The following is a 23,638-nucleotide window of genomic DNA, read 5'->3' as shown; positions in this document are numbered from 1 at the left end:
ATTCTTAAGGTTGAAGGTTCAGGTCGATTAGTATCCTTTTAATATTCTTTGAATATATTTCCCCAAAATATCAAATTCAAGATTAACTTTCGTACCCTTGTCGATATTTTTGAAATTTGTATGCTCAAAAGTATAGGGAATTATAGCCACCGTAAACTCCCCTTTTCTTGAGTTAAAACAAGTCAGGCTTACACCATTGACACAAATGGAGCCTTTTTCGACAGTCACATTGCCCAATGCGTCATCATACTTAAAATCGAACAGCCAACTGCCGTCTTCTTCCGTTCTGCTTATGCAAACGCCAACCTGATCAACATGCCCTTGCACGATATGGCCATCGAACCGACCATTGGCCAGCATGCATCTTTCCAGGTTAACAAGGTCGCCTTCGCCCAGCAACCCCAGCGAGGTCTTCTCCATTGTCTCGTGGATAGCCGTAACCTGGTGCGCTCCATCGGCAACGCCAACTACCGTCAGGCAAACGCCGTTGTGAGACACACTCTGATCTATCTTTAGCTCGGGACTAATCGCACTTTCGATTGTGAAAGTATAGTTCGTCCCAGACTTTTCTATCTTCTCTACTTTCCCTGTAGTTTCAACAATCCCTGTAAACATCTCAATTATAAATTATCCAGCGAATTTAATTGGCAGAAGCTCCCCACGGTAGCCTTTTCCAATATCTTTCAAAAGTAATGAACAAAACTGATCGCCTTCTGCGCCCCGTACTGTCAATTCAATTAAATTGCCGTCAGAATGGAAGACAGCTACAGGCACAAAGGGCTAAGAAGAGGACTTGTAAATACGTTAATTGAAAAAGGGATCAAGAGCAAAATGGTGCTCGATGCCATTGGCAAAGTACCTCGCCACTTTTTCTTCGACAATGCCTTTGTAGAACACGCTTATCAGGACAAAGCCTTTCCCATTGGGGAAGACCAAACCATTTCTCAGCCCTACACCGTGGCGTTTCAAACACAGCTAACGGGCGCAGGGCCAGGAAGTAAAGTTCTGGAAATTGGCACCGGATCTGGCTATCAGTGTTGCATTTTATTGGAGCTTGGTGCTGAAGTCTACACCATTGAATACAACAAAGTGCTTTACGAAAGAACCCGAAAATTTCTACCCTCAATGGGATATAAAGCCCATTTTTTTCAGGGAGACGGATCGAAGGGCATGCCTAACTTTGCTCCATTCGACGCTATTTTAGTCACTGCCGGAGCGCCCACAATTCCCACCGCACTTGTTGAGCAGCTAAAGCCAGGAGGCAGGCTGGTAATACCGGTGGGTGATGACAAAAGCCAAAAAATGATCCGGATAACCAAAAAAGAAGGCAACAAACTGGTGAAAGAAACTTTCGATAATTTTAGCTTTGTGCCATTACTGGGCGAGAATGGCTGGGGCAAAAAATAAGGAGATGGCAAAAAAAGCAAAGAGTGCAAAAGAATCGGAAGTGGTCATGACAGAGTTGGTGTTGCCCAACGACACCAACACGCTCAACAACCTCATGGGAGGTCGGCTGATGCACTGGATGGACATCGTAAGCGCCATTGCAGCGCAAAAGCATTCAAACCGCATCGTGGTAACAGCCTCCGTTGACAACGTTTCTTTTGGCAAGCCCATACGGCTGGGAAATGTGGTAACACTAAAGGCCCGGGTAACACGTGCATTCAGTTCTTCCATGGAAGTATATATTCAGGTGACCGCCGAAGACATTCCAGGCAATAAAAAAATCGACAGCAACACCGCCTTTTTCACTTTTGTGGCGGTAGACCAAACCGGCCGACCCATTGATGTGCCGGAATTAACTCCTGAAACGGAATTTGAAAAAGAGCTCTACGAAGGTGCGCTTCGCCGCCGTCAGCTGAGGCTGGTGCTGGCAAAAAGGATGAAGCCTGAGGATGCCGTAGAGTTGAAGTCTATTTTTAAGTTAAAACCTGAAGACCTAAGCTAAATCACTATGGGCGCTGATCTCCATCCGGCTTCGTTGAAAGCTTTGTTTACTGAAGAGCTTTACCTGATTGGTGAAAAGCAAAGTGCTCCGGCGGCACCAGAAAAGCCTGCCCCTGTTGAGGCTGCAAAACCGGCGGAGACGAAAACCACAATGGCTGAACCAGCCGCCACCAAACAAAACACGCTAATCATTCTCAAACAGCCCTTTCAGGCACTCGAAGCGTCGCAGAAAGAGCTGTTGACCAAAATCACAGGGGCAGTTAGCATAGACCTGAGAAGTGCTGTGCTCATCAGCGAATCGGATTACAAAACCAATCCAACGCAAACAGTTTCCTTCAGCAAGGTACTCTCTTTCGGTGTGGAGTTATCAGTCTCCACCTCCAAATACACCGTCATCAAAAGAGATGACCAGCAGTACCTGGCCTCCGATAGCCTGGCTGCTCTCGAACAAGCCATTGCACTAAAAGGAAAGCTTTGGAAAGCCATGCAGGAGATGTTCCTCGGCTAGCAATCGGCTCGAAATCCTTTCGTTTTTAATTTCTGATATTGTATTTTGGTGACAGTTTTTTTATGCTTTTTCCAGCCTTGGACATTTTTGTAAGCTAACCAACCCTATCTAATATGAATAAGATTCTAAAGGTGGCTATTATCGTCATCAGCCTGTTAATCCTGATAATTGCATCAGGCTTGTCCTATCTGAAATTTGCACTTCCTGACGTGGGGCCTGCCCCCGAGATATCAGTTGAAGGTACCGAACAACAAATTGAACGAGGACGCTACCTCGCTAACCACGTAAGCGTTTGTATCGATTGCCATTCCACACGTGACTGGAGCAAGTTTGCCGGACCTCCTATACCTGGTACAGAAGGTAGAGGCGGTGAACTTTTTGATCAGAGCTTTGGCTTTCCAGGCCGTTTTGTTTCGAAAAACATCACACCTCATCACCTGGAAGCCTGGACAGACGGCGAAATTTTCAGAGCCATTACAACGGGCGTTAGCAAGCATGGAACGGCCTTCTTCCCAGTTATGCCGTACAAATACTATGGCAAAATGGACACTGAGGATATTAAGTCGATTATCGCCTACGTCCGCTCACTCTCTCCAATAGCATTTGACCCGGACCCGTCTGTCGCCGATTTTCCGGTCAACTTCATTATCAACACCATGCCAGCAGCGGCCACTCCGAAAAAAATGCCAGATCCGAAAAATGTAGTCGAGTATGGCGCCTATGTGGCAAATGCTGCAGGCTGCGCCGAATGCCACACCAAGCAGGAAAACGGAACAGTGGTAGGTGAGCTTTTTGCGGGCGGCTTTGAATTTAACATGGGCAACGGCTATATGGTATCGTCCATGAACATTACCCCACACGAAACGGGCATAGGCAAGTGGACAAAAGCTGCCTTTATCCAACGGTTCAAGCTTTACACCGACTCCACCTACGTACTACCTGATGTGGACATGGCAAAAGGTGAATTCCAAACTGTGATGCCATGGACCATGTACGCTGGCATGACCGAGCAGGACCTGGGAGCCATTTACGAATATTTGCAAACAATTGATCCCGTACCAAATACAGTGGAACGCTGGAAAAAGCTATAAACCAGCCATTTGTTAGCCTCTTGAAATCAGACACTTACACTTATAAATGAAACAAAATAGTTTTAAAAACGCTATAACTAGTTGTAACCAGTTATAAATTTTAAATTAAAAACTATGAAAATTCTAAGAGGTGTATTGATGTCAGCTATGCTGTCGATGTTATTCTTCAGTTGTACCCAGGACTCAAAAAAAGAGGCTGAGGACATGAAGGAGAATGCAACAGAAGCTGTAGAAAATGCGACTGATAAGATCAAAGTTGAAAAGGCGAAGCTTACCGCCAAAATTGAAAATCAGATTGACGAGTTGGATGAGAAACTCGACGGTTTGAAGGACAAGATGGACGAGGAAAGCGAAACGCTCAAAGAAAAACTCAATGATCAAAAAGAGCAGCTTCAGTCCAAACTGGAAGACGTGAAAGAGGCTACAAAAGACAATTGGAATGGTATCAAAGAAGATGCAACCACAGTTGTCAACAATGTGAAAAAGGAGTTCAACGATGTGTTCAAAAAAGAAGAGAGCTAATAAATCGGTGGGCTATCACATAATCAAAATGAAGAGTGGGCAAATGTCCACTCTTTCTGTTTAGGGGGTATTTCGCCCATTCCCCAATGATTTTCTCTTCCTAACATTACATTTCATTGCCTTTGGCCAAAGTTATTGATAAGTTCGAAAAATCGACAGACACGAAACCGTCCTAATATTGTTATTATTGAAACTATGAAAATTCTAAAGAATTCATTTGCTGCCGTTATTGTGTTCGCCACAATATTCTCCGCATGCCAAAGCAATAAAAATGAAAGCCAAAGTGCCGAAGCCACTGAAACGGAAGCATCGGGTGAAATGAAGCCCGCTTTTGTTGCCAACCCGCAGTTCATCGCCAAAAGAGAAGTAACAACGCTGGAAATAGGAGCAAAAGCACCAGACTTCAACCTACCGGGTGTTGATGGAAAGTTCTACACCCTTGATGATTTCAGTGATGCCAGTGTGCTTGTGATCATTTTCACATGTAATCACTGCCCTACTGCCCAGGCCTACGAGGACCGTATCAAAGCTGTTGTGAACGATTACAAAGGCAAGAGCGTAAAGCTGATAGCCATTTCGCCCAACAGCCCTATGGGGCTACTCTACGAAGAACTAGGGTACACCGACCTGAACGACGACTATACGGCCATGCAACTCAGGGCCGACTATATGGACTACAATTTTCCTTACCTGTACGACGGCGATACTGAAGAAGCCTCTCTGCAATATGGCCCGGTGGCTACTCCTCACGCATTTGTTTTCGACAGCAACAGAGTATTGACCTACAATGGTCGTCTTGACAAAGTGGAAAAGCCCGGCACAACCAACTCAGAGGATTTGAGAGCCGCCATAGACGCCACCCTTGAAGGAAAGCCTATAGCTGAGCCCGTAACAAAAGTCTTTGGCTGCTCCACAAAGTGGGGATGGAAAACAGACATGAGAGAGCGGGTGGACAAAGACTGGAACAGCAGAGAGGTGAAAGTTGAAGACATCGATTTGGCGGGGATCAAAACTTTGCTAAAAAACGACGACTCGAAAAAACTAAGACTTATCAATGTGTGGGCTACCTGGTGCGGCCCATGCATGCTGGAGTATCCCGAGTTCATAGCCATCCAACGTATGTACGGCGCCCGTGATTTCGAATTTGTATCCATCTCGGCCGATAAGCTGGAAAAGAGAGATAAAGTGCTTGAGTTTCTTGATAAAAAGGAATCGGGAGTGCCCAATTATATATTTACGGGAGGCGACAACTATGCTATGGTTGAGGCGTTTGGTGACGGCTGGGATGGCGCATTGCCTTACACAGCACTGGTAGAGCCGGGAGGCAAGGTGGTGTACGAGCACCAGGGTGAAGTCGACTTTCTGGAACTAAAAAGAGCCATAGTAGAACATGATATGATAGGCAGAGTATACTAACACGCCCACATTTCCCGTCCTGAAAAATTTGATAAGTGAAGCCTGGAAACGGGCTTCATTTTTGTTTTTTAAGGGAATTGCTTGAAAGCCATCCTCAAAAATCAGCCATTCTTCCTCAAATTCTCTCCTTACGTCCATTAGTGGATGCTGCAGGCTAACTCTAAGCCATCTTTGTATGTTTAATAAGCTGTTGACACTGTCATCAGTGTAAAAATCATCGCATGGCAATAATAGAAACCAACGGAAAGAACTTAAGAATACTCCTCCATTTTGGAGTATGGTTCATTCTGTTTTTCTTTCCCGTCTTCGTTTTTTACGGCGACACACTCGACATCAGCGTAGTTGCACGCAGAACCTGGGTTCCCATGGGGTTCTCAGTAATCATTTTCTATGTGAACTACTTTGTTTTCATTGAGAAATTCATCTTCGACAGAAAGGGTCTTCGCTTCATTATTTCCAACATCCTGCTTGTTGCCGTTTGCATTTTCCTTCACCGGCAAATCCGGGAGATTTTTTTTGAGAGCCACGACAAACCTCACTCTTCAAGCTTCAAAATATTCTCAGTTTACTGGGAGTCGATCACGGCCATCATCACTATTGGACTTAGCATGGCTGTGAGAATGACGCAGCGGTGGATTGAATCAGAAAACCTCAGGAGAAACTCTGAAAATGCGCAATTGCATTCAGAGCTCACCTATCTTCAGTATCAGTTGCAGCCTCACTTTTTCTTCAACTCGCTTAACAATATATACTCGCTTGTAGACAGCTCTCCGGAAAAAGCGAAGGAAACTATTCACAGCCTGGCCAAGCTGATGCGCTACATGCTTTACGAGGCCAAGGAAGGCAAAGTATCACTGGTAAAAGAGGTAGAGTTTCTGGAGAAGTTTATTGACCTGATGGAGATAAGGCTTCCGGCTAATATCAAGGTGAAAAAGAATTTTGGCAAGGTGCAGGAGGGTGCCACCATCACCCCACTTCTTTTCCTTCCACTTGTGGAAAACGCCTTCAAACACGGGGCCAGCGGTTCTGCAAAAGGAATCATTGAGTTTGAGCTGGCAATGGCAGAGGGCGAAGTGACATTTACAGTAGCAAACCCTAACCTGCCCAAAACAGTCGATGACAAAAGTGGTTCGGGCATAGGGCTGGTCAACCTTGAAAAAAGGCTGGATTTAATGTATGCCGGTAAATACAGCATTGAGCATAATGTAGCGGACGGCATTTATAAAACAGAGCTAAAAATTAAGCTATGAAAAAGATCCGCTGCCTGATTGTCGACGATGAGCCATTAGCACTCAACCTTATTGAGGGCTACGTGGAAAAAACGCCTTTTCTCGAACTGGCTGGAAAATGCAGTAGTGCGTATGAGGCCTTGGAAAAAATAGCCGCTGAGAAAATAGACTTGCTGTTTCTCGACATTCAAATGCCTGGTCTTACTGGCATGGAACTATCGAGATCTCTGAAAAATGGCCCTAAAGTCGTTTTCACCACGGCATTTGAAGAGTATGCCCTTGAAGGGTTCAAAGTAGATGCCATCGACTATCTGCTCAAACCATTTAACTACGAGGAGTTTTTGAAATCAGCAAATAAGGCGAGAGAATGGATTTCAGTGACGTCAGGCAGTAGCTCGGAAACCGATCCCAATGCCCTTTTTGTGAAATCAGAATATAAACTGGTAAAAATCGACTTGCAGAAAGTGCTTTATATCGAGGGACTGAAAGATTACGCAAAAATATTCCTTCTTGATCAAACAAGGCCCGTCATGACACTGATGAGCTTGAAATCACTGGAAGAGCAGCTTCCATCTCAACAATTCATGAGAATACACCGGTCTTTTATTGTGAGACTAGACCGCATTGACCTGATAGAAAGAAACAAAGTGGTCATTGGACAGGTGGGCATCACGATTGCAGACGCATACAAAGAAACATTTCAGGCATACCTGAACAAAAAATCAGTGAAGTAATAAACTAACATACAACATAAAGTCAAATAGGATCCTTAGCATGAAAAAGCTACTTACTATCATGTTTACAATTGGCAGCGTAGGACTTGCACTAGCCCAGCCGGCGACGGTAGGAAATACCCCTGCTCAAACTCCGGGCGAGGCCAGTTATAGAAGCACACCTTTAGCCGCAACTGATGCCGGGAATGGCGAAATTGAGGGAATTGTGCTGGATGTTGAAACAAATCAGCCTGTAGAATTTGCCACTGTTTCACTTATTGACCCTGCAACAGACAAGCCCATCGACGGCGCTGTCTGCGACAACAAAGGTCAGTTCAAAATTTCGAAAGTAGAGGCCGGTACGTACAACGTAGCTATTTCTTTCATCGGCTACGAAAGACAGGTAATTGAAGGGATCACTGTTGAAGACAAAAAAGACAAAGTAAATCTTGGTATCATCAAGCTGGGATCTGCTACTGAGGTACTACAGGAAGTTTCGGTCGTGAGTCAGCGTGACATGGTGGAGGAAAAAGTCGATCGGACTATTTACAATGCCGAATTGGATGCAACCACAAGAGGCGGCAACGCAACAGACGTGCTGAGACGTGTGCCTATGCTTTCGGTAGATATGGACGGCAACGTTAGCCTTCGGGGCAACGAAAACATTAGGGTATTGATCAACAACAAGCCATCGGCGATCATGGCAGCCAACATTGCGGACGCTCTGAAGCAAATTCCCGCAGACGAAATAAAGTCGGTGGAGGTTATTACCTCTCCCTCAGCTAAATACGATGCAGAAGGGACTTCGGGAATTATTAACATCATCACCAAGAAGAACAACTTGCAAGGTGCCACACTTAGTGTCAATACGGGTGTGGGCCTCAGAGGATCAAACCTGGGGCTGAATGGGGCCTTGAAAACCAAGAAACTGGGACTTTCTCTGGGTGGCTTCGGCAGGTCTGAGTACAACACCACAGGTAGTTTTGAAAACAGGCAAACCACTACGAGCAATGGAGTAGAGACCTTCACTACTCAGGAAGCAAGCACCACCTCCAACAGGCTATTTGGACGATACACTTTTGGACTTGATTATGACTTCAATGAGAAAAACTACCTGACCGGATCAGTACAGCTGGGAGCCAGAAATGGCAGGGGCACTCAGGACGACCTAACCAGCCAATCTTTTCAGGAAGGTGTTTTGGTTAGGGAAACGTTAAAGGATGTTACAACGAAGGATTTATCGAACAATATTGATGTAAGCCTGGCATACACACACGTATTTGATAAGCCCCAGAAAGAACTGACCATCATGGGTATGTGGAGTATAAACGACCGAACCAATGATTTCACCAACTACAATTACGACGTAAACGATGAAACACTGTTGACCAGGCTAAAGAACCTCAACGACAGCTATGATGAAGAAACCACTTTGCAAATTGACTACACCAGCCCTATTGGTGACAAACAGCTAGTTGAATATGGCGCCAAGCAAATCATGAGAACGGCTGTTAGCGACTACACTTACCTCAGCGCCGATGGTGAAAATGGCAGCTACGTGCAGCTGGAAGGGACTACACTTAATAACAACCTAGACTACAGACAGGGAATTACATCGGGGTATTTGTCCTACACTGCCACCCTGCCTAAAAACTACAGCGTAAAAGCAGGTGCCAGATACGAATACACTACTATAACCGCTTTTACCAAGACTGAAAGTGACATCGACATTCCATCTTACGGTGTTATTGTGCCAAGCGTTAACCTGTCAAAGAAACTGGAAAACGGCAACATGGTAAAACTGGGATACAACAGAAGAATACAACGCCCATCCATCAGGTTTCTGAACCCTAACATACAAGCTTCTAATCCATTGAACATCTCAATTGGAAACCCAGAACTAGACCCCGAATACACCAACAACTATGAGTTGGGCTACAGTTCTTACTTCAAAAGGTCTTCTGTGCAGACAGCGTTTTTCGTCCGCAACACCACTGGCGCCATCAGCAGCGTGCGTGATGTAAGAGGCGACACCATCAGAACCACCTACCAAAATATTGGCCAGGAAGATGCTTACGGCATCAACCTTTCTGCCAATATCAACTTTGGAAAGCTGATGCTTAATGGTGGTTCGGATGTGTACTATGCAGTGCTTTCTAACAATAACCCTGACCCCATTTACAATGCCAGTAATACAGGTATTGTGATCAGTGGACGGTTTTTCGGAAACTACGACCTGGGCAATGGATATGGCTTGCAGATGTTTAGCTTTTTCCGTTTGAGAAGAACCGAGCTACAGGGCTACAGAGGTGGGTTTGGGATGTACAATCTGGGCGTGAAGAAAGACTTCAACAACAAGCGTGGAAGCATTGGCCTTGGCGTGCAAAACTTCCTGAATCCCAAGCTCAAAATTAAGAGCGAAACCATTACTCCTATCATCGTGCAAAACAGCGTCGATATCAGAAATAACCTGAGCTTCTCGTTGAACTTCAGCTATCGCATTGGTAAGATAACTACTGATGGCCCACAACGCAGAAGAAAATCCATTCAAAATGACGACCTGAAAAACGATGGAGATGGTGGTGGCGACAATGGAGGCGGCGCAGCGCCAGCAGCACCAGCAGCTACTCAGAGAAGAGGAAGAGGAAATTAAGCTATCCGGCAAAAGAGAATAATTTAAGTTTGGTAGGGATAAAGGCCGTGGCATATTTGCCCGGCTTTTTCTTTTTGTTTTCGGAGTGATTCGTCGGGTCATCATCATTGTTTGCCGTTACTCAATCTTCAGGCCACCCTGTGATTTCTTTTTGCTATCTTTTGGATTGTAACTATACCTACATCTCTATGTTAGCTGATAAAGCAAAGCCGGGCAGCCTAATTGCCCTACTCCTACTGACTAGTATCTTTTGGTCATGCGAGGAAAAAGAAGAACTAACTCCACCCAACATACTATGGATTGTCAGTGAGGACAATAGCCCCTTTATTGGCGCTTATGGTGACGATTTCGCTACCACTCCCACTCTCGATTCCCTGGCGGCCGTCAGCGTTCTCTACACCAACGCCTTTGCCACCACACCAGTGTGCGCCCCTTCCCGGTCTACACTCATCACAGGCATGTACAGCGCCTCGCTGGGCACCCTGCCTATGCGCAGCCCCTACCCCATTCCAGACTACATGCGCTTCTTTCCCAATTACCTCAGGGACGCCGGCTACTACACCACCAATAACTCAAAGAAGGACTACAATACAGTAGATCAACCTGAGTGTTGGGACGAGTCAAGCAACAAAGCGACTTACCTGAACCGGCAGCCGGGTCAACTCTTCTTCCATGTGCAGAATATTTTTATTACTCATGAAAGTCAAATCCATGATTCGATTCCCTGGGGAGAGTTGAAGCATGATCCTACCAAGGTGCCGATGCCTCCGTACCATCCCCGCACCAAAGACATGGAGCACGACTGGGCGCAGTACTACGACCGCATGCAGCAAATGGACTCTGAAGTGGCTGGCATTCTGGCAGACCTGAAAAAGAGCGGTGAGGCAGAAAATACCATTGTCTTTTACTACTCCGACCACGGCGGAGTGCTGGGCAGAAGCAAGAGGTTTATGTATGAATCAGGACTTCACATCCCTTTGATTATCAACTTCCCGGAGAAGTACAAGCACCTGGCACCATCAGCAGCGGGCTCTAAAAGTGATCGTTTGGTTAACTTTGCGGACTTTGGCCCAACCGTCCTGAGTCTGGCAGGCGTAACAGTGCCCGACTATATGCAGGGCAAACCGTTTTTAGGTAGCCAGCAGGCTGAACCGAAGCAATATGCACATGCCTACCGGGGGAGAATGGATGAGAGAATTGACCTGGTAAGAGGTGTAAGAGACAAGCAGTTCAGGTACATCAGGAATTACATGCCTCACAAGCCCAATGGCCAGCACCTTTACTACCTGTGGCTGGCTCGCTCTATCCCTTCCTGGGAAAAGGCTTTTAAAAATGGTGAGTTGAATGAAGTGCAATCAAGGTTTTGGCTGCCAAGGCCTGCCGAAGAGCTCTACGATGTTGCGAAAGACCCGGACAATATCAACAACCTGGCAACCGACCCGGCATACGCTAATACATTGCTGGAGCTGCGCAACGAGAACCTTAGGTGGGTAAAAGAGATCAGGGATGCCAACTTCCTGCCGGAGCCAATGACGGCTGAAATATCGGAAGTGCAGCCTGTCTTCGACTATGTGAGAGGCAAAGACTTCCGGATGGATTACGTGATTGAAACCGCCGACCTGGCAAGTATGCGTGATCCTTCTGCGCTGCCTGAGTTGATCAAGAGACTCGACGACCCCAACGCAGCCGTAAGGTATTGGGCAGTTACCGGCACCATGATACTGGAGGACAAATCACCCGAAACAAAAGCCGTTCTGCTTGAAATGGCTAAAGATCCCTCGGCAAGTGTGCGGCTGGCTGTCGCTGAAGCTCTTTACAAATCGGGAGTTAAGAAAGAAGCGCTAGATATCTGCGTCTCCGAACTGCAATCTCCCAGAGCCATTACCCGGGTGTATGCAGCCAACGTGCTTGAAGAATTTGGAATGGATGCGCTTCCTGCAAAGCAAGCTCTGGAGCAATCGCTTGCCGACAGTGTAGGGCAGGCCATCAGCGAGACACCAAAAGCTGTCAATCACATCCTGGACAGATTAAAGTAGGCCAATGACTACTCCAGCACTTCCGAACCAGCGACTCGTATCTCTAGATGTCATGAGAGGTCTGATCATGATTTTGTTGGCGGGCGAGGCTTGTCGGGTGTGGGACTCCATCCACGAACTAAGTCCTGAGAGTTTTTTTGGAAGTTATATCATGATTCAGTTTTTCCATCACCCGTGGAATGGCCTCCGCTTCTGGGACTTGATACAACCCGCTTTCATGACCATGGCAGGCACGGCCATGTACCTTTCCTATATACAGAAAGAAAAGAAGGGCATTAGCTGGGAAGACAATTGGAAGCACATACTAATCAGGTGCCTCAAGTTGCTGATAGCTGGTACGGCACTGCATTGTGTATACAGCGGCAAACTGGTTTGGGAGCTTTGGAATGTGCTGACCCAACTGTCGGCAACCACACTTATTGCTTACCTGATTATTAGGAAGTCATTTGCATTCCAATTTGGAATATCTATTGGGTTGCTGATCCTCACGGAAATTCTGTATCGCTTCGTTTTAATGCCAGGCTTCGACCAGCCTTTCGTTGATCAGCACAACTTTGGCAACTACATGGACATGGTGCTGATGGGCAAAATCAACGGAGGAGGCTGGGTCACCATCAACTTTATTCCTACTGCAGCGCACACCATCTGGGGAGTGTTGATCGGCAAATGGCTAATGGAGGACAAACCATCGTCGGCGAAGCTAAAATGGCTGTCAATAGCTGGAGTCGGCTTTTTAGTTGTTGGGTTTGCGATGGATTTGGCTGGCATCACTCCTATCATCAAGAGAATCGCCACCAGCTCTTTCACTATTGCGTCGGCTGGCTGGGTAATTCTTTTGGTGGCACTTCTATTTTGGTGGATCGATATCAGAAAAAAACAACGAGGGGTACTAATAGCCACAGTAGTGGGAATGAACTCCATATTCATTTACTTGTTTTTTGAAACGGTTGGCCACCAATGGCTCAATAAGACCCTGGCGGTCTTCGCTGGCGGCTTCACAGGTTTGCTCGGCGCAGGTGAACATTGGCAAGCCTTATTTGCGGCTTTGGCAGCCTGGATATTCACCTGGTACCTGTGCTATTGGTTGTATCAAAGGAAGGTTTTCTTTAAGCTGTAGTTATGAAGGTGAAAAATTACCTCTTGCAGTTTCATATCTACCTGGGGCTTTTTTGCACACCTTACCTGCTTATTTTCGCCCTATCCTCTCTCAGTTTTAACCATGTCTCATTAAAAGAGGAGTTTACTCCGGTCAAATCCGAGAAACTAGCCATTACTTTGAACAAAGAGCGCTTTAACACCCCACGGGAGCTGGGTGAGGCACTTCGTGACTCCCTCCAACTCATTGGCTGGTTCATCCCGTGGGAGTCACGCATAGACTCATCAGGCTTTCTCGTGAATGTGCGCAACCTCGGCAGAGACTTCCGAATGACCGGCACCTGGGGTATCCCGGAAATTGAGCTTACCACTAACTCCACAAGGTTCATATCGTTGCTAAAGGGACTGCATGGTCTTCATGAAGAAATCCCCGGAGCGCCTTGGTGGATCAACGGCTGGTGGCTCTATCAGGATTTAACCGTTTACTCGCTGCTGTTTTGGGCCCTCAGTGGCATCTACCTATGGTGGGCTAGCAAAACGAGGTCGAAATCTTCGGCCTTTTGGCTTATCGGAAGCCTTTCTATGTCCCTTATTCTAATGATCTATTTATGGCTCGCCGGGTAAACCTCTATCAACTAATTAGGCAGATCCATATGTATGCTGCCTTCATCACCATCACGTTTCTGGTGATGTATTTTGTCACCGGCTACCTGATGAACAACCCGCAATGGTTTGATCAGGAGAAGCCTGCGCCTGACATCAAGACCACTTCCATGAAAAAGCCAGACGTGAGCAATGAGGAGCTGTACAATCAACTAAAAAATAAACTGGAAATAAGCGGCCGCTTTCACAATTCCTGGACAAACAAAGGCACCACTTACTACGAATACCAAAGCATGCTGCGGCAAACGATCGTTTACTTTGACAGCACCCATACCACAGCAACCGTCAAAGTATCTGACAGAAACACTATGGGAAGCATCACGGCTTACCATAGGCTGCACAAATATGGTGGTCCGCCTGCCTATAGCTTGTATATCCTGCTGATGGATCTTGCCAGCCTGGCCCTGCTCATATTCGTACTAACTGGCGTGTACATGTGGCTGAGCTTCGTAAAATACAGGTGGCTGGGTGTGGGCTTCCTTGCTGTTGGCCTCGCCTACTCAATATGGGTTTGGTTAACCTTCATCTTTTACTAATTTCGACGGAATCCGGGGCTGCGCATCCTATTCAACTAACTTGCCCACCAATATGATCCACTTATGTCGCAAGAAAAAAAATTAGGTCTATGGACCTCCACCTCCCTCGTCATTGGAAACATGATAGGGTCAGGGATATTCTTCCTGCCGGTAGCGTTGGCAGCGTACGGCGCCATCAGTCTTCTGGGATGGGTCGTCTCTTCAGCAGGTGCCATATTTCTTGCATTGGTTTTCGTGAAGCTAAGTCGTCAGTTTCCAAACGAAGACGGAGGTCCCTACATTTATGCCTCCAGGGGTTTAGGACATTTTGCCGGGTTTTTAGCCTCATGGGGCTACCAAATTTCTAATCTTGCAACCAACGCAGCCATTGTTGTAGCTTTTGTGAGCTATCTCTCGGTTTTAATACCCCAGCTTGCAGAAAATCCTGTCTATTCGTTACTCACAAGTCTTGCGGTGGTTTGGCTCCTCACCTGGGTAAATACCTTGGGCATCAAAGAAGCTGGCTATGTGCAGCTTGCTTCAACCATTTTGAAGCTGATCCCATTGATACTGGTGACAATGGCTGGCCTTTTTTACATTGATTTCAATAATTTCTCCCCAATCAATATCAGTGAAGTAAGTGACTTCAAAGCGGTCACCGCCACTGCAACAATCACCTTATTTGCCTTCATGGGACTTGAAGTGGCTACCGTACCAGGAAAAAGCATTAGAAACCCCGAAAAAACTGTGCCCAGAGCAACTATCATTGGCACACTCGCAACAACCGGCATTTACATATTAAGCTCCCTGGCTCTAATGGGAATGATCAATCCGGCAGAATTACAAAATTCAAATGCACCATTTGCAGATGCAGCGGGTTTAATTTGGGGTGATGCCGGGCGGTATCTTATAACGATAGGAGCGCTAATATCTACTTTTGGTGCGCTGAATGGGTGGATCCTGCTACAGGGGCAGATTTCTTATGCGGCAGCAAAAAATGGTAACTTTCCGGGAATATTCGCCCGAACCAACAAAAATGGAGCCCCGGCAACCGCACTCTTGATCAGCGGCGTTATTGTCTCGATTCTTTTAATCATGAACTATTCAAGGGGAATGGGAGGTGCCTTTGAATTTCTAATTCTATTGACAGCCTCAACCGTCTTGATTCCCTATCTCTTCTCCGCGGCTGCCTTTCTGATTGTTTTTCAAGTGTCCGGCATTTCCAGAACGAAGCAAGTCTGGAATATCACCCTGGGATTGCTCGCTTTTGGGTATTGCATGTGGGCAATGATCGGCGCCGGTCAGGAAAGTATGGCCTGGGGATCCGTGTCGCTGCTACTAGGGATTCCAATTTATGTTTTCGTCAATCGAAATAAAAAAGTATGAGTCACACAGCCCACTCAGAATTTGGGGAAATTAACAGGCTGGTGATAAAACCAGCATCCAATGCTTTCTCCTCTGACAAAAAAATTGCCCGGGAATGGCAGAAATTGAATTACCTGAAGGCTCCCAACTTCGTTCTTGCAAACGAAGAATATGAGAATTTTGAAAGAGTGCTGAAAGACACCGGTACCGAACTCCTTCACTTGCCTGTAGGCGAGGGGCTGTCTATCGATTCGCTTTACTGCCGTGACGCCTCTGTTGCCACCGACTTTGGTATGATCATTTGCCGAATGGGTAAGGAAGCACGTGCCGGAGAGCCCAAAGCACAAAAGAAATTCTTTGCAGACAATAAAATAGCCATTCTGGGAGAAATCATAGCGCCCGGCACACTGGAGGGTGGAGACATAGTCTGGCTCGACAACAAAACCCTGGCGGTAGGACACACCTACCGAACCAATCTGGAAGGCATTGCTCAGCTAAAAGCGATGCTTGAACCGAAAGGTATTGAGGTGATGGTAGCTGAATTACCACATTACAGAGGGCCTTCAGACGTTTTTCACCTGATGTCGATATTGAGTCCTGTAGATAAAAATCTGGCGGTCGTGTATTCGCCATTGATGCCAATTTCCTTTCGAAATCTGCTTTTGGAAAGGGGCTTTCAGCTAGTGGAAGTGCCGGAAGAAGAGTTTGACTCCATGGGTTGCAATGTGCTGGCTCTGGCTCCCCGTCGATGCCTGATGGTGGAAGGTAATCCAATAACAGAAAAAAGGTTGAGAGATGCTGGCTGCGAAGTAACCACCTACAACGGTCACGAAATCAGCGTAAAAGGCGGTGGTGGGCCCACTTGTTTGACAAGGCCTATTTTCAGAGGAGTTTAGCAAGGCGTACTATCCTATCATTAGCCACGAACAATCCTTTGATCAAGGCTTAGTGGAAGAACCCTTGTGTCAATCTTATCAAAATCTCTTGACATTGGATTGATAATAAAGTTTAAAGAGCTTTTGTCCACAACCGATGGCACGCCGAAACACAACAAACCACTAGTTAAAAGTTGGCTACCAAACTCCTCTGAAACACTGCCGTGGGGAATTGCATCCCATCCTTCGGGCAAATCACTAGCTGAATACTTTTTAACCAACGTATCAGGGCAATCAATCTCCATCACCGAATATAAAACATAGCGCTCCGAAGAAAAGAGCTCGCTATCTACCATAAGCCGTTCCAGCAAGGCTGAGGAAATAGAACTACTTCCATAAAGAGCCGGAAAGCCTTGCCGATTCCACCGTCCCCCATAAATCTTAGCGCCCTCACCTGATAAATCACAAAACTCAGTCCTCGCAATTCTATAAATATTCATATGGCAATGCCGTGCTGAACTCGCATTATCTCATTTTTGAGTAGATCAACTCCTTCTGATACATCTATGAGGTCAATAGGCTTTATATTGCCCAGGCTAAAAAGTGGCCTTTCCATCCATCGCCGGAAGCCCTCCTGGCCAAAATAAGAAATGCCACTGGCGTAAAGAGTTGCCAGTTCATACATTTTTTCAGATTGCACTAAATCAAAAACATCCTTTCTTTGAAGTGTTTTTGAGGACACCGACAAAGCCCTGGCCATATTCTCGTAATCGAGGCCTGTCACTTGCTTCAATCTATCAAAAGAACCTTTGCTCAGCCCTTTCCTGAAGGTAGCAACTCGCTGAAGTGGCTCCATAAGTTGATCATTAGCTAAGCCCAGAATAGCTCCGGGAGAAAATTTACCCGGCAGGGCATAGTATGCGAGAGCAGCTTCACGCACTTCCATTGGCTTGTCATCTTTGAGCTCGTATCCTGGCTTTTTCATATTAGGGTAATTTGTCCACTAATATAACGTATTTTGTCCTAAAGTTGTTCATTTCTCTACCTTTAATTACCACAGCCTCTCAACCCAGCTTAAATAATCTCTTTAATGACCCCTTCATTAATTCATAACGCCCCATTTGTAATAAAACCGTTGTGAAGAACCATTTTTGATTATCATTAGGTGGCATTTTTGAATGCAGTGGCTAACTACCTGTAGTGCCAAACTATAAGCAGAAAATGTAAGTAAACGGCGGAGAGCCAATTAGTTTAACAAGACGATTGCAGAGATAATTTTACTTATTCTATCGAGAATTCAAGTGATCGATTAGCCGCCGGTCAAAGAAAAAGTACTCGCCAATAGGGCATCTGGCGTCTCTTCACCATTCTGTGCTTTGATCGAAACAACGGCCAGGCTGCAGCCCGATTCGACCAACTCGACCTCAAAAGAATAACCTCTGATGGTATAGCTTATTACCAGACTGTAATGTTGAATTATTGAATAAATTGGGCAATTATAATTCAAGTTGTTAAGCGGAAGAATCTGGAAGGAAAAAAAATTTTCAGTGGTATTGATTGAGTAAGGCTTAAAACTTAGGTCGTTTTCGTACCAATATGTAGGTATATTACCAGAGGGACCAGGATTGCTCATTATGAATCGAACGTACATCCTCGTCAACTGAAAAGGCTCAGCGAGGAATTCAGATGTGTCTGTTACAACCTTAAAAACTTCAAATGACATCTCATCAATATAAAAATCCTGGCCAAAACTGGGAGGATCTTTAGGGACAAAGCGAGAAGTATATTTTAGTTCAACATCTATCCCCCCGATTTTTAGATCTGAAGTGCTAATACTAAAAGTGGAGTAAAGCATGGTGTCAGCGTCGATATTGTCAATATACAGCTTACCTGAACGACTAATCCCTTCAGACACACAGCCATCTCCAAAATCCAACGTAATGCGATTATTGGTGAAATCATAATCCTTGGATACGCAATCACCAGAGTATGTCAATAGGTTTGGTGGATATGTAAAAGCCACGTAACTTGAATCAACCACTTCGATCAATTCCCTTAGAACCATCATTTGCACATGGGCGATAATAAATTCGGATGAAATAGCTTCTTGAATAGCTGCTTTATGCTCCTTCAACGTAGGGTAGTTGACCGGCCCCGGCTCCTTGTCGCATCCTTGCAAGACCATCAAGAAGAACAATAAAAGCGAAACTACCGTCGATAAAAAATTCTTAGATAGGTAATTCATGAAATAGCTGTATTACACGACCAAACAAACAAAACTATCAACGAAATGATTGGGGATTTATGATCAAAGAGATAAAAATAATCTCACATTTTATATAAACTCCAAAGCAAAGTCGGCATTTTTAAAAGAGCGGGAAATATATACTTGTCGAGCCCTACTCAGTAGACTACTGACTTCGCCTTCGAATAAATCAAAGGGCACCTTTCCATCAAAAAAGCATCTCGGTTAAAAATTTCCACCGTCTATAATTTGGCCTGACGAGTTACTCGAATTTCGCCCTGCTCCTAGATCTCAAACTATACTACAGCAATATGAAGTTCAAGGGTTCATGACCTCGCCACTTTTCGAGAATATTCATTTGAAGTCGTACTTCAAGTTTCAATAATCCTTAAAACTGTGTTCTTCAATATTTCATAACACCTCATTTGTAATAAAACCGTTGTGAAGAACCATTTTTGATTATATTAAGGAATTGAAAAATTGTGACATCTCTAATTATACTCAAATGCCCCACAAAAAAATAACACCCCCAGCTTCAGGAAGCACTTCTAGAAGAACGTTTATGAAAAATGCGGCCATCGCAGGTGCTGCGTTCACCATAGTACCACGCTATGTAATAGGCGGCAAAGGATACCTCGCTCCAAGTGACAAACTGTTCGTAGCGGGCATCGGTGCCGGCGGCAAGGGCACGAGCGACATTGCCAATTTTGCCAAAAGTGGCAAAGCCGAAATCGCCTTCCTTTGCGATGTAGATGACCGAAGAGCGGAAACCTCAAGAAAGAATTTCCCGAAAGCAAAGTACTATAAGGATTACAGAGAGATGCTCGACAAGGAAGGCAAAAACTTCGACGCAGTCTCAGTATCAACACCTGACCACCAGCACGCAGTTCAGGCGCTTGCAGCCATGCAAATGGGCAAGCACGTGTACGTACAAAAGCCATTGACTCACGATATTTATGAAGCCAGAATGCTTACCCAGGCAGCCGAAAAATACAAAGTGGTGACTCAAATGGGGAACCAGGGCGCCTCTGGCGATGGCGTACGTCAAATGAGAGAATGGTATGACGCAGGGATCATTGGCGATGTCACAGAAGTGTATTGCTGGACCAACCGTCCCGTGTGGCCTCAGGGTATTCCCTGGCCAACGAAAAGTGCGCCAATACCAAAAGAGCTCGACTGGGAGTTGTGGCTCGGCACTGCACCTAAAAAGGATTACGTAGATAAACTGGTGCCCTTCAACTGGCGTGGCTGGTGGGACTATGGCACTGGTGCCCTTGGCGACATGGCTTGCCATATAATTGAGCCCCCCTTCCGCACGCTTGGGCTTGGCTACCCTAGCTCTGTTGAGTGTAGTGTTGGCAGTGTATATGTGGACGAGTTTAAAAGGGGCTATTTTCCTGATAGCTGTCCTCCTTCATCCCACGTCATTATGAATTTCCCCGGCCCAGGCGGAAAGCCTGACGTTAAGTTCCATTGGATGGACGGTGGCATTCAGCCAGAAAGACCCGAAGAACTGGGCCCTAATGAGATGATGGGTGACGGTGGCAACGGCGTGATCATGGTAGGCAGCAAAGGAAAAATGATGTGCAGCACCTATGGCAGAGACCCTAAATTGCTTCCAACTTCAAGAACAAATGAGGTAAAAGTGCCTCAAACACTTGCCAGAGTCCCCGGAGGATCCGACACGGGTCACTACTTCCAGTGGGTAGAAGCATGTATCGCAGGCTATGGAAAGATGGAGGTGAGTTCACCGTTTGATATTGCCGGACCTATGACAGAGAGCATCCTGATGGGTAACCTGGCGATAAGAAGCTATGATATCCAGAAGAAGAGACCAGGTGGCAGAGACGACCAGTTCGATTACCCAGGCCGCTTCATCAAGCTGATGTGGGATGGTCCTAACATGAAAATCACTAACTTCGATGATGCCAACCAGTTTGTTCGCAGAGACTACCGTGATGGCTGGAAAATGCAGGGATTGTAACCTACTCTAAATCATATATTAACGAAGTCGCTGTCGAAAGGCAGCGACTTTTTTTATCAAGCCTCCTTCCACTTCACCCTTTCAATGCTTTAGCCATAAATTTAGTATCATTGCCAAAAAAGCTTCTGTTTATGAAATACATCAAGGTTACCCTCATCATTGGTTATATGCTGGTATGTGCGAGTTGGGCAAATGGACAGGTATCCAAAACTGAGAAGCGCCTGGTAAAGTATATCGACCAGCACAACAACGAGGCCCTTCAGCTACTTGAGCAAATCATCAACATCAACAGCGGCACCATGAATTTCGATGGTGTGAAGGCCGTCGCCGACGTACTCATGCCCAGATTCAAAGCCCTTGGCATGGAAGTAGAATGGAAAGAAGGAAGTGCCTGGAATAGGGCCGGTCACCTGGTAGCCAAAACAACCGGGGGCAACGGAAAAAAAATTCTACTCATCGGCCACCTCGATACGGTATTTGAGCTGGAAAGCCCTTTTCAAAAATACAAAGTACTGAACGACTCTACAGCCAGTGGCCCCGGCATTGCCGACATGAAGGGTGGCGACGTGATCATTCTCCAGGCCTTGTCTGCACTGCACGACGCCGGATTATTGAAGGATATGAGCATCACTGTGGTAATGACAGGTGATGAGGAACTGAGTGGCGATCCGCTGTCTCTTTCAAAGCAAGAATTGGTAGAAGCAGCTAAGTGGGCCGATATCGCTCTTGGCTTTGAAAATGGCGACGGCAATCCTGGCACCGCCAATGTGGCCAGAAGGAGCTCCTCTGGCTGGACGCTGAAAGTGACGGGCAATGCAGCCCATTCTTCCCAGGTATTCAAACCGGAGGTGGGCGCTGGTGCTATTTACGAAGCCGCCAGAATCCTGACAGAGTTTTACGAAGCGCTAAGCACAGAAGAATACCTCACCTTAAACCCGGGTATGATACTGGGAGGAACCAATGTAAGTTATGACGAGTCAATTGACGGTGGGCGAGCCACCGGAAAAAACAATGTAGTGGCCAAGGATGCGATTGTCACTGGCGACATCCGCACCATTTCACCTGAGCAACTGCAACGCACTCAAAAAACCATGACAGAAATTGCGGCGAAACACCTGCCCAGGACGAATGCGGTCATTACTTTTGATGAAGCCTATCCTCCTTTCGCCCCCACGGACGGCAACTACGCACTACTTAAGCAGCTTAGTAAAGTGAGCACCGATCTGGGTTTTATGCCTGTGGAGCCGGTTAACCCAAGCAATGCCGGAGCGGCCGATATTTCGTTTACCTCTCCGTATATTGAAATGGGATTGGACGGACTGGGAATGGGCGGCAAAAATGACCATACTGTGAATGAAATAGGAGATTTGAAGGTGCTACCCATGCAAAGCAAAAGGGCGGCTGTTCTGCTCTACAGGTTAACCAGGTAGCCGGTTGACGATGGTTTAGCACCCCTTCTGTCTTGGTCGGGACTTTTAATGAAAGGTATTTTTTGAAACTTATAGGCCATTTACCCAGTTATTAACATCATGAGAAATACACTTGCCAAATCAGCACTATTTATAGCGGTACTAGGCTTCTATTCCTGCGACGCCCAAAAATCGAAAAATGACGGTGGCGTACGGCTGGTTGAATTAAAGGCACCCGCCGGAAAAGCTATCGCAGCATTTGCAGAAGGCTGCTTCTGGTGCTCTGAACACATTTTTGAGGCAGTAGTAGGTGTCGACTCGGCGGTGTCAGGCTACGCAGGTGGTCACACCAAAAACCCCACCTACGAACTTGTGAATACTGAAACGACCGGCCATGCTGAAACAGTGTTAGTCTACTACGACCCTTCCAGGATTAATTACGAAGAGCTGACCAAAGTATTCTTCACCTCGCAGGACCCAACCACCAAAGACCGCCAGGGACCGGACGTCGGCAATTCTTACCGCTCCATCTTGTTCTATATGGCACCGGAGGAGAAGACCATAGCAGAAAAATCGCTAAAGACCTTCGATAGCTCAGGCATGTTCAGCAAGCCCATTGTTTCTGAAATCATGGAACTGAAAGCCTTCTACCGGGCTGAAGAATATCATCAGGATTATATCGAGCACAATCCAGGCAGTGGATATGTGCGGGGAGTTTCAATCCCCAGGTACGAGAAGTTTAAACGCACTTATAAAGGGAAGTTGAAATAGATTCTTGGCAGGCGAATACACAACGAGAAAAGCCCGGATTTAGATAACCCGGGCTCCCATCCTACGATTTGAATCTGCTAACTGCTAAACGAAAATAATCTGCGTGCCCTCTTCGTCAGCCCGATTGTAAAAGTCGCCGACAGTTAACACGTCATCCAAATCATCCCAAAGGTCTTTTTTCTCCAGGTGGAACATTTCCATGGCCAATTTACAGGCAAAAACTTTGCCGCCAGACGCCTTGTAAATTTCCAGGAATTCGCTCACTGGAGGAATATCCAGCTTGTCCATTTCTTTACGCATCATTGCACTGGCCAGTGTTTCCATGCCGGGCAGGCCACCTATCATGGTAGGTATGTGCAACCCGGGGTTGCCTACGGTGGCCACATGCAAATGATCCATCTTTTCTTTTTGCAACATTTCCAGCCCAAAAAATGTGCAGAAAATTTCGGACTCAATGCCTTCCATCCTTGCGCCGTTGGCCAGGATTAGCGCAGCATACACAGAGTCGATGGTTGCTTTTGAATTGATGATCATTATCTTCCTCAGCTTCTTTTCCTTTTTTGCCGGGGCTTTTACGGGCGCTTCTACAGTTTCCATGGTT

Annotated in this window: 23 protein-coding genes; 18 read left to right on the top strand and 5 right to left on the bottom strand. The window is 46.2% G+C overall.

Features of this window, described 5'->3' with window-relative positions; translation table 11 throughout:
- Positions 1–27 precede the first annotated feature (27 nt).
- Complete coding sequence (locus tag ACMVP2_RS22460; protein ID WP_416865191.1) at positions 28–615, bottom strand: riboflavin synthase; 588 nt, start codon at positions 613–615, stop codon at positions 28–30.
- Between the two features lie 138 nt (positions 616–753).
- Between ACMVP2_RS22460 and ACMVP2_RS22455 the strand changes: the two genes are divergently transcribed.
- The 15 genes from ACMVP2_RS22455 to ACMVP2_RS22385 all read left to right on the top strand — a co-directional run bounded on the left by ACMVP2_RS22455 (position 754) and on the right by ACMVP2_RS22385 (position 16,649).
- Positions 754–1,407: a protein-L-isoaspartate(D-aspartate) O-methyltransferase gene (locus ACMVP2_RS22455; RefSeq protein ID WP_339786942.1), complete on the top strand. Its 654-nt coding sequence runs from the start codon at positions 754–756 to the stop codon at positions 1,405–1,407.
- A gap of 4 nt (positions 1,408–1,411) precedes the next feature.
- Positions 1,412–1,948 (top strand): acyl-CoA thioesterase, encoded by a 537-nt coding sequence (locus ACMVP2_RS22450; RefSeq protein ID WP_151999835.1) that lies wholly within the window; start codon positions 1,412–1,414, stop codon positions 1,946–1,948.
- Between the two features lie 6 nt (positions 1,949–1,954).
- A complete protein-coding gene (locus ACMVP2_RS22445; protein ID WP_416865190.1) occupies positions 1,955–2,455 on the top strand; it encodes a hypothetical protein in 501 nt (166 codons plus the stop codon).
- Positions 2,456–2,568: 113 nt separating this feature from the next.
- Positions 2,569–3,546 (top strand): c-type cytochrome, encoded by a 978-nt coding sequence (locus ACMVP2_RS22440; protein WP_416865189.1) that lies wholly within the window; start codon positions 2,569–2,571, stop codon positions 3,544–3,546.
- A 114-nt stretch (positions 3,547–3,660) separates the two neighbouring features.
- Complete coding sequence (locus tag ACMVP2_RS22435) at positions 3,661–4,068, top strand: hypothetical protein (protein ID WP_339786929.1); 408 nt, start codon at positions 3,661–3,663, stop codon at positions 4,066–4,068.
- Between the two features lie 195 nt (positions 4,069–4,263).
- Positions 4,264–5,484: a redoxin family protein gene (locus ACMVP2_RS22430; RefSeq protein WP_339786926.1), complete on the top strand. Its 1,221-nt coding sequence runs from the start codon at positions 4,264–4,266 to the stop codon at positions 5,482–5,484.
- Positions 5,485–5,705: 221 nt separating this feature from the next.
- Positions 5,706–6,734: a sensor histidine kinase gene (locus tag ACMVP2_RS22425; protein WP_339786923.1), complete on the top strand. Its 1,029-nt coding sequence runs from the start codon at positions 5,706–5,708 to the stop codon at positions 6,732–6,734.
- Positions 6,731–7,447, top strand: a complete 717-nt coding sequence (locus tag ACMVP2_RS22420) for a LytTR family DNA-binding domain-containing protein (protein WP_339786920.1) — start codon at positions 6,731–6,733, stop codon at positions 7,445–7,447. The genes ACMVP2_RS22425 and ACMVP2_RS22420 overlap by 4 nt, the downstream gene beginning before the upstream one ends.
- A gap of 40 nt (positions 7,448–7,487) precedes the next feature.
- Positions 7,488–10,079 (top strand): TonB-dependent receptor domain-containing protein, encoded by a 2,592-nt coding sequence (locus tag ACMVP2_RS22415; protein ID WP_339786918.1) that lies wholly within the window; start codon positions 7,488–7,490, stop codon positions 10,077–10,079.
- Between the two features lie 188 nt (positions 10,080–10,267).
- Entirely contained in the window at positions 10,268–12,115 is a 1,848-nt protein-coding gene (locus ACMVP2_RS22410; protein ID WP_339786915.1) for a sulfatase-like hydrolase/transferase, read from the top strand.
- Between the two features lie 4 nt (positions 12,116–12,119).
- Complete coding sequence (locus tag ACMVP2_RS22405) at positions 12,120–13,232, top strand: DUF5009 domain-containing protein (protein ID WP_339786913.1); 1,113 nt, start codon at positions 12,120–12,122, stop codon at positions 13,230–13,232.
- 2 nt (positions 13,233–13,234) lie between these two features.
- Positions 13,235–13,834, top strand: a complete 600-nt coding sequence (locus ACMVP2_RS22400; RefSeq protein ID WP_416865188.1) for a hypothetical protein — start codon at positions 13,235–13,237, stop codon at positions 13,832–13,834.
- Positions 13,819–14,409 carry a PepSY-associated TM helix domain-containing protein gene (locus ACMVP2_RS22395; RefSeq protein ID WP_339786908.1) on the top strand — a complete coding sequence of 197 codons (591 nt, stop codon included), beginning with the start codon at positions 13,819–13,821 and terminating at the stop codon, positions 14,407–14,409. Before ACMVP2_RS22400 ends, ACMVP2_RS22395 begins: the two co-directional genes overlap by 16 nt.
- 63 nt (positions 14,410–14,472) lie before the next feature.
- Positions 14,473–15,774, top strand: coding sequence for an amino acid permease (locus ACMVP2_RS22390; RefSeq protein ID WP_416865187.1), 1,302 nt, complete (start codon positions 14,473–14,475; stop codon positions 15,772–15,774).
- On the top strand, positions 15,771–16,649 hold the full coding sequence (locus ACMVP2_RS22385) for a dimethylarginine dimethylaminohydrolase family protein (protein ID WP_416865186.1): 879 nt from the start codon (positions 15,771–15,773) through the stop codon (positions 16,647–16,649). Before ACMVP2_RS22390 ends, ACMVP2_RS22385 begins: the two co-directional genes overlap by 4 nt.
- A 20-nt stretch (positions 16,650–16,669) precedes the next feature.
- Here ACMVP2_RS22385 and ACMVP2_RS22380 read toward each other — a convergent pair whose 3' ends face one another.
- The 3 genes from ACMVP2_RS22380 to ACMVP2_RS22370 all read right to left on the bottom strand — a co-directional run bounded on the left by ACMVP2_RS22380 (position 16,670) and on the right by ACMVP2_RS22370 (position 18,873).
- Complete coding sequence (locus ACMVP2_RS22380) at positions 16,670–17,128, bottom strand: RES family NAD+ phosphorylase (protein WP_416865185.1); 459 nt, start codon at positions 17,126–17,128, stop codon at positions 16,670–16,672.
- Positions 17,125–17,613, bottom strand: a complete 489-nt coding sequence (locus ACMVP2_RS22375) for an antitoxin Xre/MbcA/ParS toxin-binding domain-containing protein (RefSeq protein ID WP_339786900.1) — start codon at positions 17,611–17,613, stop codon at positions 17,125–17,127. Before ACMVP2_RS22375 ends, ACMVP2_RS22380 begins: the two co-directional genes overlap by 4 nt.
- Before the next feature lie 324 nt (positions 17,614–17,937).
- Positions 17,938–18,873 (bottom strand): hypothetical protein, encoded by a 936-nt coding sequence (locus ACMVP2_RS22370; protein ID WP_339786898.1) that lies wholly within the window; start codon positions 18,871–18,873, stop codon positions 17,938–17,940.
- Between the two features lie 505 nt (positions 18,874–19,378).
- On the opposite strand from ACMVP2_RS22370, the gene ACMVP2_RS22365 reads away from it, so the two are divergent.
- The 3 genes from ACMVP2_RS22365 to msrA all read left to right on the top strand — a co-directional run bounded on the left by ACMVP2_RS22365 (position 19,379) and on the right by msrA (position 23,037).
- The gene (locus tag ACMVP2_RS22365) at positions 19,379–20,857 is read left to right on the top strand and encodes a Gfo/Idh/MocA family oxidoreductase (RefSeq protein WP_339786895.1); all 1,479 of its coding nucleotides are present in this window, start codon (positions 19,379–19,381) and stop codon (positions 20,855–20,857) included.
- A gap of 131 nt (positions 20,858–20,988) precedes the next feature.
- Positions 20,989–22,287 (top strand): M20/M25/M40 family metallo-hydrolase, encoded by a 1,299-nt coding sequence (locus ACMVP2_RS22360; RefSeq protein ID WP_416865184.1) that lies wholly within the window; start codon positions 20,989–20,991, stop codon positions 22,285–22,287.
- A 99-nt stretch (positions 22,288–22,386) separates the two neighbouring features.
- Positions 22,387–23,037, top strand: coding sequence for a peptide-methionine (S)-S-oxide reductase MsrA (gene msrA / locus ACMVP2_RS22355; RefSeq protein WP_416865183.1), 651 nt, complete (start codon positions 22,387–22,389; stop codon positions 23,035–23,037).
- Between the two features lie 84 nt (positions 23,038–23,121).
- Here msrA and ACMVP2_RS22350 read toward each other — a convergent pair whose 3' ends face one another.
- Positions 23,122–23,634 carry a DsrE/DsrF/DrsH-like family protein gene (locus tag ACMVP2_RS22350; protein ID WP_416865182.1) on the bottom strand — a complete coding sequence of 171 codons (513 nt, stop codon included), beginning with the start codon at positions 23,632–23,634 and terminating at the stop codon, positions 23,122–23,124.
- Positions 23,635–23,638 lie beyond the last annotated feature (4 nt).

The sequence above is a fragment of the Imperialibacter sp. genome (genome assembly GCF_048007035.1).
Lineage (GTDB): Bacteria > Bacteroidota > Bacteroidia > Cytophagales > Cyclobacteriaceae > Imperialibacter.
This window is presented reverse-complemented; position numbering and strand designations above follow the sequence as displayed.

Excerpts from the sequence above, each read along its gene's own strand:
- ACMVP2_RS22460 (WP_416865191.1), bottom strand. The coding sequence starts at position 615 with ATGTTTACAGGGATTGTTGAAACTACAGGGAAAGTAGAGAAGATAGAA.
- ACMVP2_RS22455 (WP_339786942.1), top strand. The coding sequence starts at position 754 with ATGGAAGACAGCTACAGGCACAAAGGGCTAAGAAGAGGACTTGTAAAT.
- ACMVP2_RS22450 (WP_151999835.1), top strand. The coding sequence starts at position 1,412 with ATGGCAAAAAAAGCAAAGAGTGCAAAAGAATCGGAAGTGGTCATGACA.
- ACMVP2_RS22445 (WP_416865190.1), top strand. The coding sequence starts at position 1,955 with ATGGGCGCTGATCTCCATCCGGCTTCGTTGAAAGCTTTGTTTACTGAA.
- ACMVP2_RS22440 (WP_416865189.1), top strand. The coding sequence starts at position 2,569 with ATGAATAAGATTCTAAAGGTGGCTATTATCGTCATCAGCCTGTTAATC.
- ACMVP2_RS22435 (WP_339786929.1), top strand. The coding sequence starts at position 3,661 with ATGAAAATTCTAAGAGGTGTATTGATGTCAGCTATGCTGTCGATGTTA.
- ACMVP2_RS22430 (WP_339786926.1), top strand. The coding sequence starts at position 4,264 with ATGAAAATTCTAAAGAATTCATTTGCTGCCGTTATTGTGTTCGCCACA.
- ACMVP2_RS22425 (WP_339786923.1), top strand. The coding sequence starts at position 5,706 with ATGGCAATAATAGAAACCAACGGAAAGAACTTAAGAATACTCCTCCAT.
- ACMVP2_RS22420 (WP_339786920.1), top strand. The coding sequence starts at position 6,731 with ATGAAAAAGATCCGCTGCCTGATTGTCGACGATGAGCCATTAGCACTC.
- ACMVP2_RS22415 (WP_339786918.1), top strand. The coding sequence starts at position 7,488 with ATGAAAAAGCTACTTACTATCATGTTTACAATTGGCAGCGTAGGACTT.
- ACMVP2_RS22410 (WP_339786915.1), top strand. The coding sequence starts at position 10,268 with ATGTTAGCTGATAAAGCAAAGCCGGGCAGCCTAATTGCCCTACTCCTA.
- ACMVP2_RS22405 (WP_339786913.1), top strand. The coding sequence starts at position 12,120 with ATGACTACTCCAGCACTTCCGAACCAGCGACTCGTATCTCTAGATGTC.
- ACMVP2_RS22400 (WP_416865188.1), top strand. The coding sequence starts at position 13,235 with ATGAAGGTGAAAAATTACCTCTTGCAGTTTCATATCTACCTGGGGCTT.
- ACMVP2_RS22395 (WP_339786908.1), top strand. The coding sequence starts at position 13,819 with ATGGCTCGCCGGGTAAACCTCTATCAACTAATTAGGCAGATCCATATG.
- ACMVP2_RS22390 (WP_416865187.1), top strand. The coding sequence starts at position 14,473 with ATGTCGCAAGAAAAAAAATTAGGTCTATGGACCTCCACCTCCCTCGTC.
- ACMVP2_RS22385 (WP_416865186.1), top strand. The coding sequence starts at position 15,771 with ATGAGTCACACAGCCCACTCAGAATTTGGGGAAATTAACAGGCTGGTG.
- ACMVP2_RS22380 (WP_416865185.1), bottom strand. The coding sequence starts at position 17,128 with ATGAATATTTATAGAATTGCGAGGACTGAGTTTTGTGATTTATCAGGT.
- ACMVP2_RS22375 (WP_339786900.1), bottom strand. The coding sequence starts at position 17,613 with ATGAAAAAGCCAGGATACGAGCTCAAAGATGACAAGCCAATGGAAGTG.
- ACMVP2_RS22370 (WP_339786898.1), bottom strand. The coding sequence starts at position 18,873 with ATGAATTACCTATCTAAGAATTTTTTATCGACGGTAGTTTCGCTTTTA.
- ACMVP2_RS22365 (WP_339786895.1), top strand. The coding sequence starts at position 19,379 with ATGCCCCACAAAAAAATAACACCCCCAGCTTCAGGAAGCACTTCTAGA.
- ACMVP2_RS22360 (WP_416865184.1), top strand. The coding sequence starts at position 20,989 with ATGAAATACATCAAGGTTACCCTCATCATTGGTTATATGCTGGTATGT.
- msrA (WP_416865183.1), top strand. The coding sequence starts at position 22,387 with ATGAGAAATACACTTGCCAAATCAGCACTATTTATAGCGGTACTAGGC.
- ACMVP2_RS22350 (WP_416865182.1), bottom strand. The coding sequence starts at position 23,634 with ATGGAAACTGTAGAAGCGCCCGTAAAAGCCCCGGCAAAAAAGGAAAAG.